This window comes from Moraxella sp. CTOTU47616 (assembly GCF_032017465.1).
In the GTDB taxonomy this organism is placed as follows: domain Bacteria; phylum Pseudomonadota; class Gammaproteobacteria; order Pseudomonadales; family Moraxellaceae; genus Faucicola; species Faucicola tetraodonis.
The window spans coordinates 68,725-88,685 of sequence record NZ_DALZPU010000003.1 but is presented as its reverse complement, the minus strand read 5'-3'; the positions used below and the strand labels follow the sequence as shown (position 1 = coordinate 88,685).

The window sequence follows — 19,961 nt, the reverse complement described above, 5'->3', positions numbered from 1 at the left end:
AAAACAAAATTTCACGATAAGTTCGTCGCGTTGTTTTTATCTTAGCTGCGATTATTTTTTGAACCTATGGTTGCATCATTGCTAGGGGTAATAGGGCGAGGCGCTACAGGTTGGCTTGATTTAGGCTGATTGGTATCGCTGTATTTTGGGTAACGGATGTTAGGTACACTCCGCGGATAATACGGACGTGACCCTCTATCTAAACCGCCCCAACCACCAAAACGACTACCGTAGAAGGGTGAGCCCCAAAATGGGTCGGTGTTGTACCACAGTTGATTTAGCCTTTGCTCACGTTGGTAGTTGAGATAACCTTCGTCATGCGCTTTTAACAAATCAAGCGTCATCGATTGTGGACATACATCATTGTAGTCGTAGCCCTCACGTCCCAACTGATAAGCGCGTAGCGGTGTGCAATAACGTTTTAACCCTTCTTCACGACCTTGTTGCCACTGTTGCTGATTAGGCACAGTATTGGCTTTAGCGCATTGCTTGATATGCTTTTGAATATAATTTTGACTGCGACCGAGTAAACCGTCTTGATAACCAATGGTTTGCCAATTGCTTTGTTGGCACTGAGTGGGTGTTAATCCGCCGCCCAAGGTAGCACAACCTGCCATCGAGGCAGTGATAGCAAACAGTCCAAGCATTTTTTTTGAGGTGGTTGCTAGGTGATAGGTTTCTATGAATGAAAGCATCGTCATGGTGGCACCTTTGAGGTTTACGGTCGCTATTAGCCAGTCAAAAACTGGCTAAATCGATTAAACCGTTAATGAATTGATATTTTTTAATTTAGCAGATTATTTATATAAAAGCATTTATCAATGGTTAAAATTTTGTTAGGCTACTTAATACAACCAAATGAATAGCATCAAATTAATAGGGTCAAAATTTGGGTTAATGTGGTGATATTGCATTAATTTTTTATCAACAGGGTGAGGGTCATGCAAAAAATTTTAATCGCCAATCAAAAAGGGGGATGTGGTAAAACCTCGATTGCGGTGAGTCTAGCGGCGGCATTGGCAAACCAAGGCAAAACAGTGGCATTGGCAGATGCAGACCCCCAAAAATCAAGCCTGCAGTGGCTAAAAATGCGCCCAGCGGACGTACCTGCCATTATCGGTATTGACTGGCGCGATAGCAATGATATAGGTGATATCCCAAAAACCTTGGGTAAAAACGACTGGCTGATTATTGATGCCCCAGGTGCGTTATCAGGCACTAAAGCCGAGCAGCTGATTGCCGAATGCAAGGCGATTTTAATTCCTGTTTTACCCGCTTTTTTTGATATTGACAGTACCAAACGCTTTTTAAAAAGTCTAGAAGACATCAAACGTATCCGCAAAGGTAAAGTCGATATTTATCTTGTTGCCAATCGCGTGCGTAGTCAATTGATGCAGGACAATGAGCCGACCGAAAAACTGATAGCGTATTTTACTGATATTGGGCAGCAGCCACTGGCTTGGCTATCTGAGCGTAGTATTTATCAAGCGTTGGCAGAGCGCGGCTTGACGATTTTTGATAAAAGCCAAAAACCGTATCGCGACATTCAAGCCCAGTGGCAGCCGATTATGGATATGTTAGCTTCCGAGCCGCAGCCGACTGACAAAATTGACGCCAAAGCCGAAAACAAAGCTGACACCAAAACTGAAGCAAAAACGTCATCTAAAAAATCCAAAAATAGCAGCTGGTACGAGTAATATAATCAATGGGAATATGGATAGCCATCGCCATCGGGGTGTTTATTGTCGGTAGTATCATGGGGTTAAAACCCTCTGCTCGCGAGACCATGCGTGATAATCTGCGCATGGCAGCCAGACGCGTGGGCGTGCAGCCAAAACTGGTCGCATGCCCCGATTGGATTATCGGCGATACAGGCGAACGCGGTAAAGGCATGATGGCGCAATACGGCGTGGTGATTGAGGATGCAAAGATGCGCCCCTGTGATTATCAAGTAATTGAGGGCAAATGGCGACCCTTTACCAGGCATTATCCCGCCAATTTTGCGCTTGATAATCGCGAGGTTGATTTACCGGCATCCATCGCAACAACCGTTAAAGGTTTAAGCTGTAAAGCCAATTTTGTGTGTATTTATTGGCAAGAAAATAGCCAACTGGGCATGAAATCAGAACTTGAAACCACCGAAAAAGACCTAATCATGTTAAAAAGTAAATTGCATGATTATGCCAAATTGGTGCAGAATAGCTAACTTTTCGTATTTTAACTTACCCTTTTTAATGATTTTGTGAACCCAACATGAGTAAAACACCGACAGCGAGAAAATCAACCAAAACCACGGATACGGCTGATACAAAAGCAGACACGAAAGCCGCCGAAAAAGCCGCCGCGCCCAAATCAACAGCCACATCAAAAGCATCAAAAACAGCGCCTAAAACGTCGGGGCAAGGCAAAGCCTTGGTGATTGTGGAATCCCCTGCCAAAGCCAAAACCATCAATAAGTATCTGGGAAATGATTTTATCGTTCGCTCTAGTGTGGGGCACGTGCGTGATTTACCTGTGTCGGGTTCTGGTGCAGCAAAAACCGACGATAAGTCGGATACCAAGCTCACCAAAGAGCAAAAAGCGCAGCAAGCCTTGGTACGGCGCATGGGCATTGACCCCGAGCACGACTGGGTGGCGCATTATGAAATTCTACCCAGCAAAGTTAAAGTCATTAAAGAATTAAAATCCCTTGCCAAAGACGCCAAAGAAATTTATCTTGCAACCGACTTGGATAGAGAAGGGGAAGCGATTGCCTGGCATCTCAAAGAAGTTATCGGTGGCAGTGATGACAAATACAGCCGCGTGGTATTTAACGAAATCACCAAAAACGCAATTCAAAATGCCTTTAAAAGCCCCACCAAGCTAAACTATGACCGTGTCAACGCGCAGCAAGCCAGACGATTTTTAGACCGTGTCGTAGGTTTCATGGTATCGCCATTGCTATGGCAAAAAGTAGCGCGCGGACTGTCGGCAGGGCGAGTACAATCTGTCGCCACGCGTTTAGTGGTGGAGCGTGAACGTGAAATTCGTGCTTTTACCCCAGTGGAATATTGGGAAATCCACAGCAATACCCACAGCCAGCAAGCCAAACAAGAGACCATTCGCCTAGAAGCGGTAAAAAAAGCGGGCAAACCCCTTGAACTAAAAAACGAAGAACAGACCAATGCGATTGTTGCGCTGCTTGAAACATCCGATTTTATCGTGGCGGATCGGGAAGAAAAACCCACCCAATCAAAACCGTCTGCACCCTTTATCACCTCGACACTGCAGCAGGCCGCAAGTACCCGCCTTGGTTTTCCGGTCAAAAAAACCATGATGCTGGCTCAGCGCCTGTATGAAGCAGGTCATATCACTTATATGCGAACCGACAGTACTTTTTTGTCAGCGGATGCACTTACCAGTGTGCGCGGTTTTATTGACAAGCAATACGGCGCAAAATATGTCCCAACATCGCCCAATGTGTATGGCAACAAGCAAAACGCCCAAGAAGCGCACGAAGCGATTCGCCCGTCAGATGTTTTGGTGCAATCTGCCTCGCTAAAAGACATGGAGCGCGATGCCCAGCGTTTATATGAGCTGATTTGGCGCCAGTTTGTGGCGTGTCAGATGCCACCTGCGCAGTACCAATCCATGACGTTGATTGTCAATGCTGGCGAGATTGAGCTTAGAGCCAAAGGTCGCGTGATGACCTTTGATGGCTATACCAAAGTACAGCCCCCTGCCAAAAATGAAGACAATCTATTACCTGATGTAAAAATCGGGGAAAAACTGGTGGTCGATAGTATCGAACCTACCCAACATTTTACCAAGCCACCAGCCCGCTACACTGAAGCAAGCCTAGTCAAAGAATTGGAAAAACGTGGGATTGGTCGTCCGTCCACCTATGCTGCTATCATCTCAACCATTCAAGAACGTGGTTATGTCAAGGTAGAAAACAAACGTTTATTCGCCGAAAAAATGGGTGATATCGTCACTGACAGATTGATCAACAGTTTTCCGAATTTGATGGACTATACTTTTACCGCAGGGCTTGAAGAAAACCTAGATGAAGTCGCTGAAGGTCAGCAAAACTGGAAAAAAGTGCTGGATGATTTTTATGGCGATTTTAAAGGCAAGTTAGAGCGTGCCAAAGACGAAGACGGCATGAAGCCCAATGACCCAACCGATGTTCCAGATATTCATTGTGACCTATGTCAGCGCCCAATGCAGATCCGTACAGGCTCTACAGGGGTGTTTTTGGGTTGTACCGGCTATAATTTACCCCCCAAAGAGCGTTGTAAAGGCACCAAAAATTTGATGCCTGTGGAAGCTTTTCATAGCCAAACCAGTAAAGAGAGCCAAAATCTCGGTGAGGACGATGCGGACAACAACGACGAGATACAAGCGCTACTTGAGAAAAAACGCTGCCCGAAATGCCATACCGCGATGGATGGGTATATTGTCGATGGCGGGTTAAAACTCCATGTCTGTGGTAACAATCCTGACTGTGATGGCTATCTATTAGAAAAAGGCGTGTTTGAAACCGCAGGCAATGATGATGTGCCTACTATACCCTGTGATAAATGCGATGGGCAAATGGTGCTTAAAACTGGGCGTTTTGGTGCCTATTTTGCCTGTCAGCAGTGCGATAACACCCGTAAAGTGCTCAAAAATGGCGATGCAGCGCCACCACGCATGACCGCAATTCCTATGCCAGAACTCAAGTCGCAAAAATTTGATGACCATTATATTTTGCGTGAAGGGGCAGCAGGATTATTCTTGGCAGCCTCAAAATTTCCCAAAGTGCGAGAGACGCGCCCACCAAAACTGTCAGAATTACGCGCGATACAAGATCAGTTGGAAGATAAATTCCAGTATTTATTTAGCGCGCCAGATACTGATAATGAGGGCAATCCAACAATTTTGCGTTGGAGCCGTAAAAATGCCGAGCAATATATCGGCTCAGAAAAAGACGGCAAAGCGACTAAATTTGCCTTGGTTTATCGAAAAGGCAAATGGGTGGAAGAATAATGGCAACTAACAAAAAACCCTAGCCTATGCTAGGGTTTTTTATGGATAAATAAAATCTTTATTTTAAATCAGTGCTGTCATCTTCAATTACAAAGCTAACAATCATCATCACGTTATAGCTAGTGATGTTACCATCGCTAATGCGTACTTTTTGCTCTTTAATCCAAGCACCTTCCACGTTATTAACCGTTTTGTTGACTTGTGTAATGCCTTTTTTGATCGCGTCTTCAAAACTTACCGTTGAGCTGCTACTAATTTCAATATTTTTTGCCACTGACATAACGATATCCTTATTTTCTATTATATTATTTTCCTAATTAATTTTTAATCTAAAACTTATCAAGTTTAACTTAAGTTATCGCAAACCTGATGCTTATAACTTATCAAATATGCAAAAAAATACCAAAGTTAACTTGTAACTTTGGTATTAGTTTTGGCTATCACATCAACTAGAAGCGTAACCAATATTGCGCTATTTTAAATGATGTAAAAGTAGCTATGCAAGCCTTTAAATTAAGCAAAAATCATTTCAATATCTTTGTGATCAAAACGGTAAACATGTCCGCAGAAACCACAATCTAACGCCACCGCGCCCCCATGCTCATTAGCGATTTCTAATGCAGCTGGTTTGCCCAACTGAAAAATTGCCGATTCACTTTTCTGCTGTGAGCAAGTACAAGCAAAGGTCAACGGCATAGGCTCAGCCGTCACCACGTCTTCTTCATGATACAAGCGATATAAAATCTCATCGGCTGGTAAGGTGGTTAATTCTTCAGCTTTTAGCGTTTTGGTTAAGATTTTTAAGCGGGGGAACAAGTCATTATCCACCGTCTCATACTCTTCTTCTGTGGTACGTGGTAGCAACTGCAGCACGATACCGCCCGCTTGCTCACCATCACAAGCCAAGTTGATTAAGGTAGGAATCTGTACGGATTGCTGTTGGTAATGTGCCAAACAATCCGCTAAATTATCCGCCACACGCTCAACAATACCTTGATAACCTTCTGCTTGTGTGCCATACGTGGCATCAGGTTGGATATTAATAAATAACACCCCTTCACCGACTTTACCAAGCTTGGCAAAGGCATCATTCGCCGTTTGTGCGGATTGCCACGCGCCTGTCCACTCTGCAAGACCGCGAATATGACCTTGATGGTCGCACTCTGCCATCGCCCAAGTTAAGCTGTCCTGTTCAGGGTCAGTGGCTGCGCCTGAATTTTGCAATTGAATGGATAGACGACCTTCAATTTTTAAGGTGCCAATCAGCAAGCTTGCCGCAACCAACATTTCCCCAAGTAGTTTTTGCAGGGCAACTGGGTAATCTTTTTGCTGCAATATCGTCTGCAGGCTATCGTTGATTCGTACCACGTCACCGCGTACGGGGCTTTTCTCAAAATAAAAACGTTGGCGCATATCAAAATCGTGAAGTGCTTGAGTCGCTGTTGTCATAAATAACCTATCTTAAGTGAAGTTTAATCAATTTATTGAGCTATAAATGGGGATAAAATACAAAATAGCAAAAAAATGGTAAAAAAATTGTCGATGAAGAAAAAAATATTTTTTGTAAATCTATTGTCACAACACAGAAAAGTAAATTACTATAAACTCACATTTGAAATCTTTTGAATATCCTTAACTATTTTTTATCAGTCATTGTGCAAGGTTTTGCCAGATTTTAATGGGTGCAATGAGGGATGATGAAGGACAGGGAAGGATAAACACAAAGAGATGGGGGGAGTCTTTTTACTCGATTTGGCATTGACGGCCACACAGCGAAAAGATTAACTAAGAACGTATCATACGACAAGGATCATAGGATGATTTTAATCTCTAAAAAGCCAATCGCCTTAGCAACCGTTGCTATTATGGCATTAGGTCTTGCAGGTTGTAACAAAGCCAGCGACAACAAAGCAGCAGGGACTGAAGGTAGCCAACCAGCGGCAGCGGCTACTGGTGAAAAAACGCTCGATAAAATTAAAAAATCAGGGGAAATCGTACTGGGTTACCGTGATTCCTCAATTCCATTTTCTTATATCGCAGGTACGCCAAACCAACCTGTGGGTTATGCTCATGACCTCCAATTAAAAATTGTTGACGCAGTCAAAAAACAATTGAATATGCCAGACCTCAAAGTGCGTTACAACCTCGTAACCTCACAAACCCGTATCCCATTGGTACAAAATGGTACGGTTGACTTAGAGTGTGGTTCAACCACCAACAATGAAGAGCGCCAAAAACAAGTGGCTTTCTCAAACGGTTTCTTTGAGATTGGTACTCGCTTATTAACCGCTAAAGATTCAGGTATTAAAGATTTTGCGGATTTAAAAGGCAAAACCTTAGTGACTACCGCAGGTACTACCTCTGAGCGTTTTATCAAAAAACTCAACGATGACAAAAAAATGGGCATTAACATCGTTTCTGCCAAAGACCACGGCGAATCTTTCTTGATGTTAGAAAGCGGTCGTGCGGCAGCCTTTATGATGGATGACGTACTGCTCGCGGGTGAAAAAGCCAAAGCCAAAGATCCAAACAAATGGGTCATTGTTGGTACCCCACAATCGTATGAAATTTACGGCTGTATGATGCGTAAAGACGATAGTGAATTCAAAAAAGTAGTCGATGATGCGTTGGTTGCGACTTATTCATCAGGTGAAATCAACGACATCTATAAAAAATGGTTCATGTCACCGATTCCACCAAAAAACATCAACATGAACTTCCAAATGTCTGATAACTTAAAAAGCTTGTTAGCAAACCCACATGACGGCGCGCAACCAAAAGACGTCGCTAATGCAGCCGCATCTGCTACCGTTAATGCAGTAGCAACGGGCGCGAGTAATGTGGCAACCGCTGTGGCATCTGCAAGCAATGCAATTGCAAGTGCAACAAAACCTTAGTTGATGGGATAACAACAAACTAGGTTAGGAAGGTTACTATCCAACATAAAACTGACGTCATCACCTATCAATTGTGGTTACGTCAGTTTTAGTTTTTGGGTAAATCAATTTGCTAGACAGGATTTTGGGGGTGGCAATGAATTATAGTTGGAATTGGGGCGTGTTGCTGCAACCAACAGGTGTAGGCAACGAAGTCTACTGGCAGTGGCTATTGACAGGCTTTAAATGGCTGTTGGTCATTGGTGGGAGTGGCTGGCTGATTGCCTTAATTATCGGTACGATTTTAGGTATTATGCGTACTTTACCAAACAAAACTGCCAGAGCGATTGGTACGGCTTATGTGAGTTTTTTTCGTAACATTCCGCTATTAATACAGTTATTCTTCTGGTTTTATGTGGCACCTACTTGGCTGACACCTGCCTTACAAAAATGGTGGTTTCAAGAGTTAGACCCAAATACCTCGGCAGTTATTTCAGCAAGTATTGGTCTTGGGTTATTTACTGCGGCTCGTATTGTAGAGCAAGTGCGTACGGGTATTGAATCATTGCCAAAAGGGCAGACCAATGCTGCCTATGCGCTCGGGTTCACCTTGCCACAGACGTATCGCCATATCGTATTGCCACAGGCATTTCGGGTGATTTTACCACCGATGAGCTCTGAGCTTACCAACTGTTTTAAGAATGCCTCGGTCGCTTCATTGGTCGGGGTTACTGAGCTGATTAGCCAAACCAAAACTATCAGTGAATATACCCAAAACAATATCGAAGTATATACCTTTACCACGATTATTTATTTATTGTTTAATTTGGTGTTGATTTATTTTATGACTTGGCTTGAGAAAAAATTACGCATCAAAGGTCAAATCGATGGGGGTGGCGCATGAATATGATGGAATTACAAGCCGCAATGCCAGGGTTGATGGGTGGCTTATGGATCACCTTCAAAGTGTTATTTTTAGCTATCATTGGCGGTTTGGCGCTGGGTACGATTTTAGCCTTGATGCGGTTGTCGGGCATTCGTATTTTAGCCGTGCCTGCCAAGCTGTATGTCAACTTTTTCCGTTCAGTGCCGCTGCTGTTGGTATTGCTTTGGTTTTATTTTGCTGTACCGATGGTGTACAACTTGGTGACGGGCACGTATTTGACGTTGGATACCGCGTTTACTTCGTGCGTGGTGGCATTTATGGTGTTTGAAGCCGCGTATTTTTCTGAGATTGTACGTGCGGGTATCCAATCAATTGGCAAAGGACAGGTCAATGCTGCTAAAGCCTTGGGTATGACTTATGGTCAGACCATGCGCTTTATTATTTTGCCACAAGCGTTTCGCAAGATGTTTCCGCTACTTCTACAGCAGTCGATTATTTTGTTCCAAGATACCACCTTGGTGTTTGCGATTGGCTTGGTGGATTTCTTCCGAGCCTCATACGTACGCGGTGACTTGATGGGGTTATTAACCCCCTATATCTTGTTGGCAGGGGCGTTTTATTTTGTGGTCAGTCTAACCGCATCGACCGCTGTCAACCACCTACGCAAACGCTTTCGCATGGCTTAATCAATATTGAATAAAGGAATAATAACATGTCAGTAGTTACTAAAATTGATGAAACCACCTGGCTCAACGAATTTGGTGGCTTGGTATCAAACAGTGGACACGCCAGTCCCGATATCATGATTAATGTCAACAAAATCAGTAAATGGTATGGCGACTTTCAAGTATTGACCGACTGTACCGCGCATGTGCACAAAGGCGATGTGACCGTCATCTGTGGTCCATCAGGTAGCGGCAAATCAACTTTAATCAAAACCGTCAATGGGCTTGAAGCCTTTCAACAAGGTGAAATCTTGATTGATGGCATTTCGGTCGGCGCCAAAGCAACCGACTTGCCAAAACTACGTAGCCGTGTAGGGATGGTATTTCAGCATTTTGAACTGTTTCCGCATTTATCCATCTTAGAAAATTTGACCTTGGCACAAATCAAAGTATTGGGTCGTAGTCAGTCTGAAGCGCAGAAAAAAGGCTTAGGTTATCTTGACCGCGTGGGCTTGTCAGCGCATGCCAAAAAATACCCTGCCGAGTTGTCAGGCGGTCAGCAGCAACGGGTAGCAATTGCACGCGCGCTTAGTATGGACCCGATTGCAATGCTGTTTGATGAGCCAACTTCCGCACTTGACCCTGAGATGATTCAAGAGGTACTTGAGGTGATGATTGAGCTTGCTAATGAGGGCATGACTATGATGTGTGTGACCCACGAAATGGGCTTTGCGCGCCAAGTCGCCAGCCGTATCATCTTTATGGATCAAGGTCATATCGTTGAAAACTGTAGCCGTGAAGAATTCTTTGCCGGTGCGCGTAGCGAGCGTGCGAAAGATTTTTTGTCAAAAATCTTAAATCACTAAATATAAGATAAAGTTTATTTCATTAAAAAACGGCAGTCACTGCCGTTTTTTATTGTCAAAGTTTGCATTAGCCTAATTGCTCATGAGTGATTCAAATTCTTTGAGTTCCTCTTCCATATAGGTGAGTAATCGTTGGCTATGGGGCAATATTTGGCTACAGGTGACGATACAAAACTCGATTTTATCCACGTAAGTACACAAGGTGATATTCATCGCTTGGTCATTGAGCACGATCGAGGCAGGATACAGCGCCTGCAGTTTTGCCCCTTGCCAATACAATGGCTGATGAGAACCTGGTACATTTGAGATAATCAAGTTAAAACCGCGATAATCGGGAAACAGACCGGTAAGTACCTGCAACCCTGCACGGCTATAAGCAACCCCACTATAAATAATCGACGAGGCTTGCTTCATCCGTGAAAAGCGTTTTTTACTATTTTTGGTGCTGCCATTAATCGTCTTTAACCGGGCAACAGGGTCGGCAAGGTGGGTGGCAAGATTGGCTAAAATAAAGGTAATTTGATTGCCAACGTGTTGGCTTGCGCTATCGTTGTCACCGCGCAGTGATAAGGGTACAAAAGCAATCAAGGGTTTTTTGGGTAAGCCATCGATATCGAGCAAATAACGGCGTAAAGCGCCCGAACAAATCGCCAAAATCACATCATTGACGGTCACAGTGTAATGTTTGGCGATGGTTTGAAAACGAATAAGCTCATAAGATTGGGCAGAGATACGCCGTGAGCTTGATACCGGTTGGTTGAGGGGGCTATCTGGCGCTTGGGTGGTGGTAATATAGTCCTTGTCAAATCGCTCTACCACATTTTTACCTAAGGCTTTGATGGCGGGTGGGATAGCCAGCGCTTGCTCTTTGACGACACGCAGAAGGGATTTATCTTCTGGTATCAAAGCATCGAGTTGGTGACGATGACGGGTCATTAGCGACCAAATTGGCAAGCTAATGCGCTCGGTTGGCGATTCTGATAGCGATTTTTTGACCAAACGAATCGCCGCTATCCCATCGACCATAGAATGATGAATCTTAAAATACAACGCAAAACGATTGCCTTCAATCCCCTCGATGATGTGACATTCCCACATCGGTTTGGCACGGTTGAGTAATTTGCTGTGCTCTTGGGACACATAAGTCAATAGCTCACGGATGCGTGCCGGTTTGGGCAGGGCGATATGGCGAAAATGATGGTCGACTTCAAAGTTTTCATCGGTTTTCCACCATGCTAGATGATATAACACTTGGTTAAACGGAAAACTCGGCGGCGTCTTTTGCGTAACCATCTGCTGCACCAAATCACTGACAAAGGTATCGCTTGCGCCATCGGGAATCTCAAACAAGAACAGCCCACCAATGTGCATCGGCTGATTGCGATTTTCAAGTAAGATAAATAACTGGTCAATGGCGGTGAGCAGACGCATGCGATGTCCTTAAGTGTGAAATAATAAATTAGCGGAAAAAATAGCCAGTCTGTGGCGAGCTAGCTTGTGCCATATAGCGTGCTGGCATACGACCCGCCAAGAAGGCTTCGCGTCCAGCCATCACCGCATGTTTCATGGCAGAGGCCATCAATACAGGGTTTTGCGCATGGGCAATCGCGGTGTTCATCAGTACGCCATCACAGCCTAATTCCAAGGCAATGGCGGCATCACTGGCCGTACCCACGCCTGCATCCACCAAAACAGGCACTTGGGTTTGCTCGATGATGAGACTTAAGGTATGGCGATTGAGCAATCCTAGACCTGAGCCAATCAAACTGCCCAATGGCATAATCGCCACACAGCCCATGCTCTCTAATTCTTTGGCAACAATCGGGTCATCTGAGGTGTACACCATCACATCAAAGCCATCATCAATCAAGGTCTTAGCCGCTTTCACGGTTTCGATGACGTTAGGATACAAGTTTTTTTCATCGCCCAATACTTCAAGTTTGACAAGGTTGTGCCCATCCAATAATTCACGCGCTAATTGACAGGTACGCACGGCAGTATCAGCATCAAAACAGCCAGCGGTGTTGGGTAAAATAGTGTATTTTTCGGGAGAAATCACATCGAGTAGATTGGGTTCATCTTTTTTCTGCCCGATATTTACGCGTCGAATGGCGACAGTGACGATTTGCGCGCCGCTGGCAGCGATGGCTTCACCTGTTTGTGCCAAATCTGTATATTTGCCAGTACCGACGAGCAAACGAGAGTTAAACGTGCGCGAACCAATGTGTAGGAGGTCGTTTGCGGTTATCAGCGTATTTTGGATTGAAGAATTTTGGGTTTCAGGATTTTGAGTTAAAGTGGTTTGGGTCATTGTCATCCCTTTTTAGAGTTTGATTGTCATGGTTATCAATCAGTAAAAAATGCTTTAGTATAACAAAATATAGCCTGACTCAGGGTCTTTTTGTGCGCCTTGGTAGGATTTGTCTTGTTGATAAGCTACAATGGAACGCATCTTTTCTTGGCTTATTTCATTTGATAATCCCTATGCTAAATCCGATTGCCTTGCCGTATAGTTTTGCCAAACGTCATCAACTGCTGTTGCAATACTCGCAAGATTTGACTGCCCCGCCGACGTTGTTGATGACGGCGGATACCCCTATGGAAGCCATCAACGAAGCCAACCGTTTTGCCAGTCAAGCAGGGGTACCGCTGCCATTGAATTTTGCCATGGCGCAAAGTGACGATTTTGAAAGGCAGTTAGCCGCTGTGTATGCAGGCAACACAGGGGAATCTCAGCATATTGCCGCTGGGCTTGAAGACCATCCCGACTTGATGAGTCTGGCTGACAGTGTCCCTGAGACGGAAGACTTGATGGACCAAGAAGATGACGCGCCCATCATTCGCCTAATCAACGCGCTACTGTCCGAAGCTATCCGCCTAAACGCCTCAGATATTCACATCGAAACCTTTGAAAAACGCCTATCGGTACGCTTTCGGGTGGATGGGGTGCTTAAAGAAATCGTCAGTCCAAAACGGGAACTGTCACCACTACTGGTGTCGCGTATTAAAGTCATGGCAAAACTGGATATCGCTGAAAAACGGGTGCCGCAAGATGGACGCATCTCACTACGTCTGGCTGGGCGAGAAGTGGATGTGCGGGTGTCGACCTTGCCATCAAATTTTGGTGAACGTGTGGTGATGCGGCTGTTGGATAAACAAGCGGGTCGGTTAAATATGACCTATTTGGGTTTGTCAGACAATGATTATAGCGAGCTTAAACGCTTAATTCATCGCCCGCACGGCATTATTCTTGTCACAGGTCCGACAGGTTCGGGCAAAACCACGACGCTGTACGCGGCTTTAACGGATTTGAACGATAACACCCGTAATATTTTGACCGCTGAAGACCCGATTGAATTTCAGCTAGATGGTATTGGGCAAACCCAAGTCAATAATAAAGTCGATATGACCTTTGCCCGTAGCCTGCGAGCCATGCTACGTCAAGACCCTGACGTGGTGATGGTAGGGGAGATTCGCGATTTAGAGACCGCAGAAATTGCGGTGCAAGCGTCACTCACAGGTCACTTGGTACTCTCGACCCTGCATACCAATACGGCGATTGGTGCGGTGACGCGGCTACAAGATATGGGGGTTGAGCCGTTTTTGTTGTCATCGAGCCTCATTGGCGTGGTGGCACAGCGACTAGTGCGTACCTTGTGTCCGCATTGTCATACATGGGCACTTGCCGATGCCTATCAAACGCAGATTTTTACTGAAATAGGCGAAGTCGGAGAAATTAAACTGCCAAAACCCGTGGGCTGCGATAAGTGCAATCAATCAGGATTTCGGGGACGTACTGCGATTTATGAAGTGGTGCCTGTCGATGACAAATTGCGACAACTGATTCATAGCCAAACGGCGGAGTTTGAGTTAGAAGCGTATGCGCGGAGTAAGACACCGTCAATTCGTGCGGATGGACTCAAAAAAGTATTGGCAGGGAAAACCACGCTGGAAGAAGTGCTTCGGGTGACGAAAGAAAAAGAGATGTGATATATTTTTCTAGTGTTAATGAAAAAATGAATATAGGTCGCTAAATTGATACAAATAACTTTTGACCAAAATAAAGCTGAAAGTAATAAAATCAAACATGGTGTAAGTTTTGATGAAGCAAAAATTGCATTACTTGACCCGAATGCGCTAGTACGTGAAGATTTTGACCACGATGAACCAAGATTTGTATTATTAGGAATGGCAAATCGCTTATTAGTTGTTGTCTATTGTTATGTGGATAATGATGATATGATTCGGTTAATATCTGCACGAAAAGCAACCAAAAACGAGGAAAAACAATATGCAAACTGAATACGATTTCTCAAATGCTCAAAGAGCGACACAAATTTCCCATCTTAATCAGTTGCGAGAACAACAGCATTTGCTGGATAAAGATGTGAGTGATTGGCTTGTAACCCAAGATGATGATACTAAAAAACATATCAGTGAAATGATTCGCCAAGTAATGGCGATGAAAATTCACACACAATCTACTGTTTAAATTATGTGTTTTAGTCACTGATGCAATGAATAACTTGCATTTTTTCAATTGACAAACGGATAAAGTTTTCGATTTTCTGACAGTGAGTGATAGATTGCTTATGGTTATTTTTCGCAAAATAGTCTGCCAAATTATTTAATTCAACGACCAGTGATTTAGCAACATTCGGATAAATCACTGGGTCATTATAAAAGTTATCCAATAGCCAAGTAAGCGTTGAAAAGTTAGTGTTACCTTCGGCTAAACGTAAAATACGTTCGTCCTCATGCGAAATTTGACAATTAATTTTCTCATTGTCACAATCAAACCACATGTCAAATGCCATTATCTTAACCTAAAACCTCCACCAACTCACCTTCCACCAAATGCGGACTCATGGCTCGCGTGACTTTTACCATCACCAGTTTACCAATCAACGTGTCATCGCCTTTGAACAATACCGTTCGCGTATTATCTGCCGTTCCCATCAAAAATTCAGGATTGCGGTCGCCATGTTGCTCCACCAGCACACGCACGGTTTGACCCACCATGCCTTGGGTTTTTGCCCAAGTCGAATCGACAATCACCTTTTGAAACTCAGCCAAACGGGCTTTTTTGGTTGCTATATCGATATTGTCGGGCAAGTCTGACGCAGGCGTACCTGGACGCTTGGAGTAAATAAAGCTATACGAATGGTCAAAATCCAAATCTTTGGCAAGATTGAGCGTATCTTGGAAATCTTGGTCGGTTTCATTGGGAAACCCGATAATAAAATCGCTTGATAAATACATATCAGGGCGCACCGCGCGCAGTTTGCGGATTTGCTCAATGTAGATATCAATGGTGTGGTTACGCTTCATGGCAGCTAGGATAGCGTTGGAGCCACTTTGCACGGGTAGGTGCAGGTGGGATACCAGTTTTGGTATTTTGGCATACGCTTCAATGATATCATCGCTAAATTCCAGTGGATGGCTGGTGGTATAGCGAATACGCTCAATGCCGTCAACGTGCGCCACATAATGCAATAACTCACTAAAACGGCAAATTGTGCCATCGTGTTTTTCACCGCGGTAGCCATTGACGTTTTGCCCCAATAGCGTTACTTCACGTACCCCTTGGCTAGCAAGGCTGTCAATCTCGGCAAGTACGTCATCGAGGGGACGCGAGATTTCTTCGCCTCGGGTGTAAGGCACCACGCAAAATGAGCAGTATTTTGAGCAGCCTTCCATGATGGATACAAACGCCTTAAACCCTTCCACTTTGGACTCGGGTAAAAAGTCAAATTTTTCAATGCTAGGGAAAGACACATCGACGACGCCGATACGGTTTTTGGGTTTGACATCCAGCTGTTTGGTGGATTGGTCATACAGTTCTGGCAGGCGATGCAGGGTTTGCGGTCCAAACACCATATCGACATGCGGGGCACGGCTTTGGATTTTATCACCTTCTTGTGACGCCACGCAGCCACCCACACCGATGACCAAATTCGGGTTTTTCTCTTTAAGCTTTTTCCAGCGTCCGAGTTCAGAAAATACTTTTTCTTGCGCTTTTTCACGAATCGAGCAGGTATTCATGAGCAGCACATCGGCTTCTTCAGGATTGTCCGTCAGCACCATGCCATGGGAGTCGCCTAGCACATCTGCCATTTTTTCAGAGTCATACACATTCATCTGACAGCCTTGGGTCTCGATAAACACGCGTTTGACACGAGTATCCGCTGGTAGCATGGTGGGTTCAACACTCGCCGCTAGCGTTGGCGTTACCAAATTTTGAGTTTTGGAAATCTGTGCTTTTGGGTCAAAAGTAGTAACTGTCATGACTACACCTAAATGTTTCGCCTAAAATAAACCCTCAATTATAACAGATTTTTTTGGCAAGATGCGGTAGTGATTATTTTGACAGCACTAAATAAATGACATCGGTGCTAAAATTGCCAGACTCATCTATCTCAAAATATTGTCTAACAGGCGCGGCACAATTTTTTTGTAAGCCTCGTATCACTTGTATGCTAGTGTCAGCTGTATGCATACGGGCGACCCAACTGTCAAAATTTAACGCCAGTTTTTGCATCTCGACAGTCGCCACGCAAAAGCCGGTGATTTCTGCAAAATACAACCACTCGGCAAGACTATAATCTTTGACATGACTGGGATCGCGGATGGTTTCAATGGTCTGTAAAAAATTATTGAGCACTGGGTTGCTATTGCCCAACACATCGACAATCACCACTTTGCCACCGTCAGCTAGGGCGCGATGCATCTCAAACAGCGCTTGTGGTACATTTTGCCAATGGTGCGCAGAATATCGCGTGATAATGGCATCAAATTGGTGGTCGGCAAAAGGTAATTTTTCTGCCGTACCGATTTGCGTGGTGATATTGGTTAAGCCGCGTGCTTTGGCTTGCCTGGCGACAACTTCGGTCATCGTAGGGGTAATGTCATAAGCAATCACTGATGTGGCAACAGGTGAAACCTGATAACTGACGTGCCCACCGCCACAGCCCAAATCTAATATATGCGCAAGCTTGTGCGCCTCAATCAACTGCTTTATTTTGTCAAACTCAGCACCTTGTGCATGAACAGGGCTATTGAGGTAATTGTGGGATTTGTCTTGGTATTGTTGAATATTTAGGGCGTGTTGGGTATGGGTCATGGCTTGTCGCATCTAGTTTGGTAATAATAGACTCATCATAAGCGAAATAATTTATGATTTATAGTTAATTAAATTTAAAAATAAAAAACTATTAGTTATATAAAATACGCTGCAACATTTTTATACAATTAGTTGAGATTTGGGTAAATTTTTTTTAGTCGACAATCGTTATAATCGCTTCAGCAAGGTTAACCAATTTTTACATTATTTTTGTCATTTTTTGTCTATTTATCCTATTAAAGGTCTTACCAATTATTATGAAAAATCTCAAGCTTTCGATGATTTCATGCGGTGTGATTGCTGTTTTTGCAGAATCTGCTTGTGCAAGTAGCTATTCTGTAGGGACGCCTAGCACCGCAGATAGTTATTTTAACCAAGCCGAACGTGAAGCTAGCCGTGGCAACTTATCGCAAATGGGCAACTATCAGCAAATGATGGCGGGTGGCAGTCTAGACATGTATCCAGAATATTGGCAGCTCAATAAAGACTTAGACGCCCAGCTGGCATCAGCGATTGTGAGTTTTGCCAACCGTTATCCACAAACTGCGATGGCAGAAAAATTGGCGGCGGATTATGCGGAAACCAAAGCGCGGATGGGTGATTATGATGCAGTTAGACAAGTGGCGAGCTATGTAACCAATGCTGATGCCAGTGAAGCTTGTGCCATTGCGTTAGGCTTTAATCACGGTGGCGATAGCATGCGCGCTTATACCGAAAAAGGTAATGTTTGGCTCAACACGGATAAAAAACTGCCGCAGCTTTGCCAACAGTTGGCGACAGAGCTCAATGGCAATCGCATGGTTAGCAATGATGACCGTGAGCAGCGACTGTACCGTATGCTACGCACGGGCAACAACGGTGATATCGTGCAACTTGCCAGCCGATTGGGCGTGCAGATGAGCTACAATCAGCTCATGAGCATCAGTAGCAGTCCCAATGCGTTTTTCTCACAACTCGGAAGTATGCCAGCGACTGCCAGCAATCGATATTTATATTTATATGCTTTAGGGCAACTTGCCAAAAAATCTGTCAGTGAAGCGGCGATGCAGCTTAACTATGATTTGGGGCGAAATCCGCAGTTTTTTGATGCCAAAACCCGTCAATATGCCTACCGTACCTTGGGCGTGGCAAGGATGGGGGTCAATACCGATCAAGGGTTTAGTAGTGACGCGGTTGATTGGATGCAAAAAAGTCTGGGCGTACCATTTAACAATGAAGAAGCCGAAAACTATGCCCAAGCAGCGATACGCTATAGCCGATGGTCAGATTTGGCACAAGCCATTGGCGCAATGGACTATAAAAATCAGCAGCAACCGATATGGCAATATTGGCTTGCCAAAGCCTACAAATTGGGCGGCACTAACCAGCAGCGTCAACAAGCCAATCAGCTATTTAGTCAATTGGCGCAAACCAATGACTATTATGGGCTGCTTGCCAAAGACCAACTGGGGCAGCGTTTTGACCGATTGCCGACCAATCCACCGCTGAGCAATAGTGATTACTCACGCCTCGCAAGCGATAGTTTCTTTAATCGAGCATTTACCCTCTATAAACTTGCCGCTAATCCCAGCTATACCAACCGTGAATGGAACTGGGCGGTAAAAAAAGCACGTGACCGTGGTGATGAGACGATGATTTTGGCAGCGGCGCAAACCGCATCGGACATGGGATGGTACGACCGTGCTATCTACGCATTGGAATCCACCAAAACGATTCCAAATTCGGCACTGGCATTCCCAATGCCCCATCAGTCTAGTGTCGTGCAATACAGCCGCCAAGCGGGAATCGATCCTGCATGGGCGTATGGCATCATGCGTCAAGAGAGCCGTTTTAATATCGGCGCGCGTTCGGGTGTTGGAGCAGGGGGGTTGATGCAAATCATGCCAGACACCGCGCGCTATATCGCACGTAAGTTGGGCGAACCGTATGAGCCATCTCGCGTCGCAGGGGGCGATACCAATATCCGCTATGGTACGTATTATATGGGCGATATTTTAAATAAATTGGGCGGTCAACCTGTACTAGCTACCGCGGGCTATAATGCAGGGCCAGGTAAGGCCAAAACTTGGCAACCTGAGAACGGTAGCCTAGCGGCAGATCAGTATGTTGAGACCATTCCTTATTCAGAAACGCGCAATTATGTCAAAGCCGTGATGGAAAATACCACCCATTATGATGTGCTCCTTGGCGGCAGCAACCAACCGATTAGTCAGCGTATGGGTACCATTGCTGCTAAATATTAAATTAATCTGTATTAAATAAACCCGCTAAATCTTCGCAAAAACAACAGCTAATTAATTGATAATGGTCAATAAATTACTGTTGTTTTTTAGTATATACAGGGTTTACAAAATCTGACCCAGTTAGTATGATTTCAAAAAATTGGCATGACTCATAAACATTAGTTTCGTTTGACAAAAATTTAGTTATTTCAAGCAAAAAATTAATCAGTCAATGACCATTTTTATCACTTCTATTTTAAAAGCTCACTGTAAATTTAAAAGCTCACTGTAAACGTTAAAACAACCTGCTTGT

General features: G+C 44.4%; 19 protein-coding genes. 11 read left to right on the top strand and 8 right to left on the bottom strand.

Annotated features, from left to right (window positions below; all coding sequences use genetic code 11):
* Positions 1-41 precede the first annotated feature (41 nt).
* A complete protein-coding gene (locus tag RTS10_RS04545; RefSeq protein ID WP_312539420.1) occupies positions 42-701 on the bottom strand; it encodes a DUF2799 domain-containing protein in 660 nt (219 codons plus the stop codon).
* Between the two features lie 240 nt (positions 702-941).
* Between RTS10_RS04545 and RTS10_RS04540 the strand changes: the two genes are divergently transcribed.
* Genes RTS10_RS04540 through topA form a run of 3 tightly spaced genes read left to right on the top strand, consistent with a single transcriptional unit; the run spans position 942 to position 5,010 of the window.
* Positions 942-1,697 (top strand): ParA family protein, encoded by a 756-nt coding sequence (locus tag RTS10_RS04540; protein ID WP_312539419.1) that lies wholly within the window; start codon positions 942-944, stop codon positions 1,695-1,697.
* A gap of 8 nt (positions 1,698-1,705) precedes the next feature.
* Positions 1,706-2,206, top strand: a complete 501-nt coding sequence (locus tag RTS10_RS04535; RefSeq protein ID WP_312539417.1) for a hypothetical protein — start codon at positions 1,706-1,708, stop codon at positions 2,204-2,206.
* A 47-nt stretch (positions 2,207-2,253) separates the two neighbouring features.
* A complete protein-coding gene (gene topA, locus RTS10_RS04530; RefSeq protein WP_312539416.1) occupies positions 2,254-5,010 on the top strand; it encodes a type I DNA topoisomerase in 2,757 nt (918 codons plus the stop codon).
* A 58-nt stretch (positions 5,011-5,068) separates the two neighbouring features.
* Here topA and RTS10_RS04525 read toward each other — a convergent pair whose 3' ends face one another.
* Together RTS10_RS04525 and hslO are read right to left on the bottom strand one after the other, a co-directional pair.
* A complete protein-coding gene (locus tag RTS10_RS04525; RefSeq protein WP_065253328.1) occupies positions 5,069-5,290 on the bottom strand; it encodes a dodecin family protein in 222 nt (73 codons plus the stop codon).
* Positions 5,291-5,523: 233 nt separating this feature from the next.
* Complete coding sequence (gene hslO, locus RTS10_RS04520; protein WP_312539415.1) at positions 5,524-6,459, bottom strand: Hsp33 family molecular chaperone HslO; 936 nt, start codon at positions 6,457-6,459, stop codon at positions 5,524-5,526.
* A gap of 368 nt (positions 6,460-6,827) precedes the next feature.
* Between hslO and RTS10_RS04515 the strand changes: the two genes are divergently transcribed.
* From RTS10_RS04515 to RTS10_RS04500, 4 genes are all read left to right on the top strand, one after another.
* Positions 6,828-7,907, top strand: a complete 1,080-nt coding sequence (locus RTS10_RS04515) for a glutamate/aspartate ABC transporter substrate-binding protein (protein ID WP_138018584.1) — start codon at positions 6,828-6,830, stop codon at positions 7,905-7,907.
* A 136-nt stretch (positions 7,908-8,043) separates the two neighbouring features.
* Entirely contained in the window at positions 8,044-8,790 is a 747-nt protein-coding gene (locus RTS10_RS04510; RefSeq protein WP_040404072.1) for an amino acid ABC transporter permease, read from the top strand.
* A complete protein-coding gene (locus tag RTS10_RS04505) occupies positions 8,787-9,458 on the top strand; it encodes an ABC transporter permease subunit (RefSeq protein ID WP_007116978.1) in 672 nt (223 codons plus the stop codon). The genes RTS10_RS04510 and RTS10_RS04505 overlap by 4 nt, the downstream gene beginning before the upstream one ends.
* 116 nt (positions 9,459-9,574) lie before the next feature.
* Complete coding sequence (locus tag RTS10_RS04500) at positions 9,575-10,303, top strand: amino acid ABC transporter ATP-binding protein (protein ID WP_203172620.1); 729 nt, start codon at positions 9,575-9,577, stop codon at positions 10,301-10,303.
* Between the two features lie 72 nt (positions 10,304-10,375).
* Here the strand turns inward: RTS10_RS04500 and RTS10_RS04495 are convergent, their stop codons facing one another.
* Together RTS10_RS04495 and RTS10_RS04490 are read right to left on the bottom strand one after the other, a co-directional pair.
* On the bottom strand, positions 10,376-11,734 hold the full coding sequence (locus tag RTS10_RS04495) for a WS/DGAT/MGAT family O-acyltransferase (RefSeq protein WP_312539413.1): 1,359 nt from the start codon (positions 11,732-11,734) through the stop codon (positions 10,376-10,378).
* A 28-nt stretch (positions 11,735-11,762) separates the two neighbouring features.
* Complete coding sequence (locus tag RTS10_RS04490; RefSeq protein WP_312539411.1) at positions 11,763-12,614, bottom strand: thiazole synthase; 852 nt, start codon at positions 12,612-12,614, stop codon at positions 11,763-11,765.
* Positions 12,615-12,787: 173 nt separating this feature from the next.
* On the opposite strand from RTS10_RS04490, the gene gspE reads away from it, so the two are divergent.
* From gspE to RTS10_RS04475, 3 genes are read left to right on the top strand one after another with little or no spacing between them, the layout of a single operon-like run.
* Positions 12,788-14,293 (top strand): type II secretion system ATPase GspE, encoded by a 1,506-nt coding sequence (gspE, locus tag RTS10_RS04485; protein WP_409455582.1) that lies wholly within the window; start codon positions 12,788-12,790, stop codon positions 14,291-14,293.
* Between the two features lie 45 nt (positions 14,294-14,338).
* Positions 14,339-14,605 (top strand): BrnT family toxin, encoded by a 267-nt coding sequence (locus RTS10_RS04480; protein ID WP_076776833.1) that lies wholly within the window; start codon positions 14,339-14,341, stop codon positions 14,603-14,605.
* Positions 14,595-14,795 carry a hypothetical protein gene (locus RTS10_RS04475; protein WP_203172219.1) on the top strand — a complete coding sequence of 67 codons (201 nt, stop codon included), beginning with the start codon at positions 14,595-14,597 and terminating at the stop codon, positions 14,793-14,795. Before RTS10_RS04480 ends, RTS10_RS04475 begins: the two co-directional genes overlap by 11 nt.
* A 10-nt stretch (positions 14,796-14,805) precedes the next feature.
* On the opposite strand, the gene RTS10_RS04470 is transcribed toward RTS10_RS04475, so the two are convergent.
* The 3 genes from RTS10_RS04470 to RTS10_RS04460 form a co-directional block, all read right to left on the bottom strand.
* On the bottom strand, positions 14,806-15,120 hold the full coding sequence (locus RTS10_RS04470) for a hypothetical protein (protein WP_219333418.1): 315 nt from the start codon (positions 15,118-15,120) through the stop codon (positions 14,806-14,808).
* A 4-nt stretch (positions 15,121-15,124) separates the two neighbouring features.
* Positions 15,125-16,591 carry a tRNA (N6-isopentenyl adenosine(37)-C2)-methylthiotransferase MiaB gene (gene miaB / locus RTS10_RS04465; RefSeq protein ID WP_312115554.1) on the bottom strand — a complete coding sequence of 489 codons (1,467 nt, stop codon included), beginning with the start codon at positions 16,589-16,591 and terminating at the stop codon, positions 15,125-15,127.
* Positions 16,592-16,664: 73 nt separating this feature from the next.
* Positions 16,665-17,426, bottom strand: coding sequence for a class I SAM-dependent methyltransferase (locus tag RTS10_RS04460; protein WP_312539409.1), 762 nt, complete (start codon positions 17,424-17,426; stop codon positions 16,665-16,667).
* 257 nt (positions 17,427-17,683) lie between these two features.
* On the opposite strand from RTS10_RS04460, the gene RTS10_RS04455 reads away from it, so the two are divergent.
* Positions 17,684-19,669 carry a lytic transglycosylase domain-containing protein gene (locus RTS10_RS04455; RefSeq protein WP_312539408.1) on the top strand — a complete coding sequence of 662 codons (1,986 nt, stop codon included), beginning with the start codon at positions 17,684-17,686 and terminating at the stop codon, positions 19,667-19,669.
* Positions 19,670-19,961: the final 292 nt, after the last annotated feature.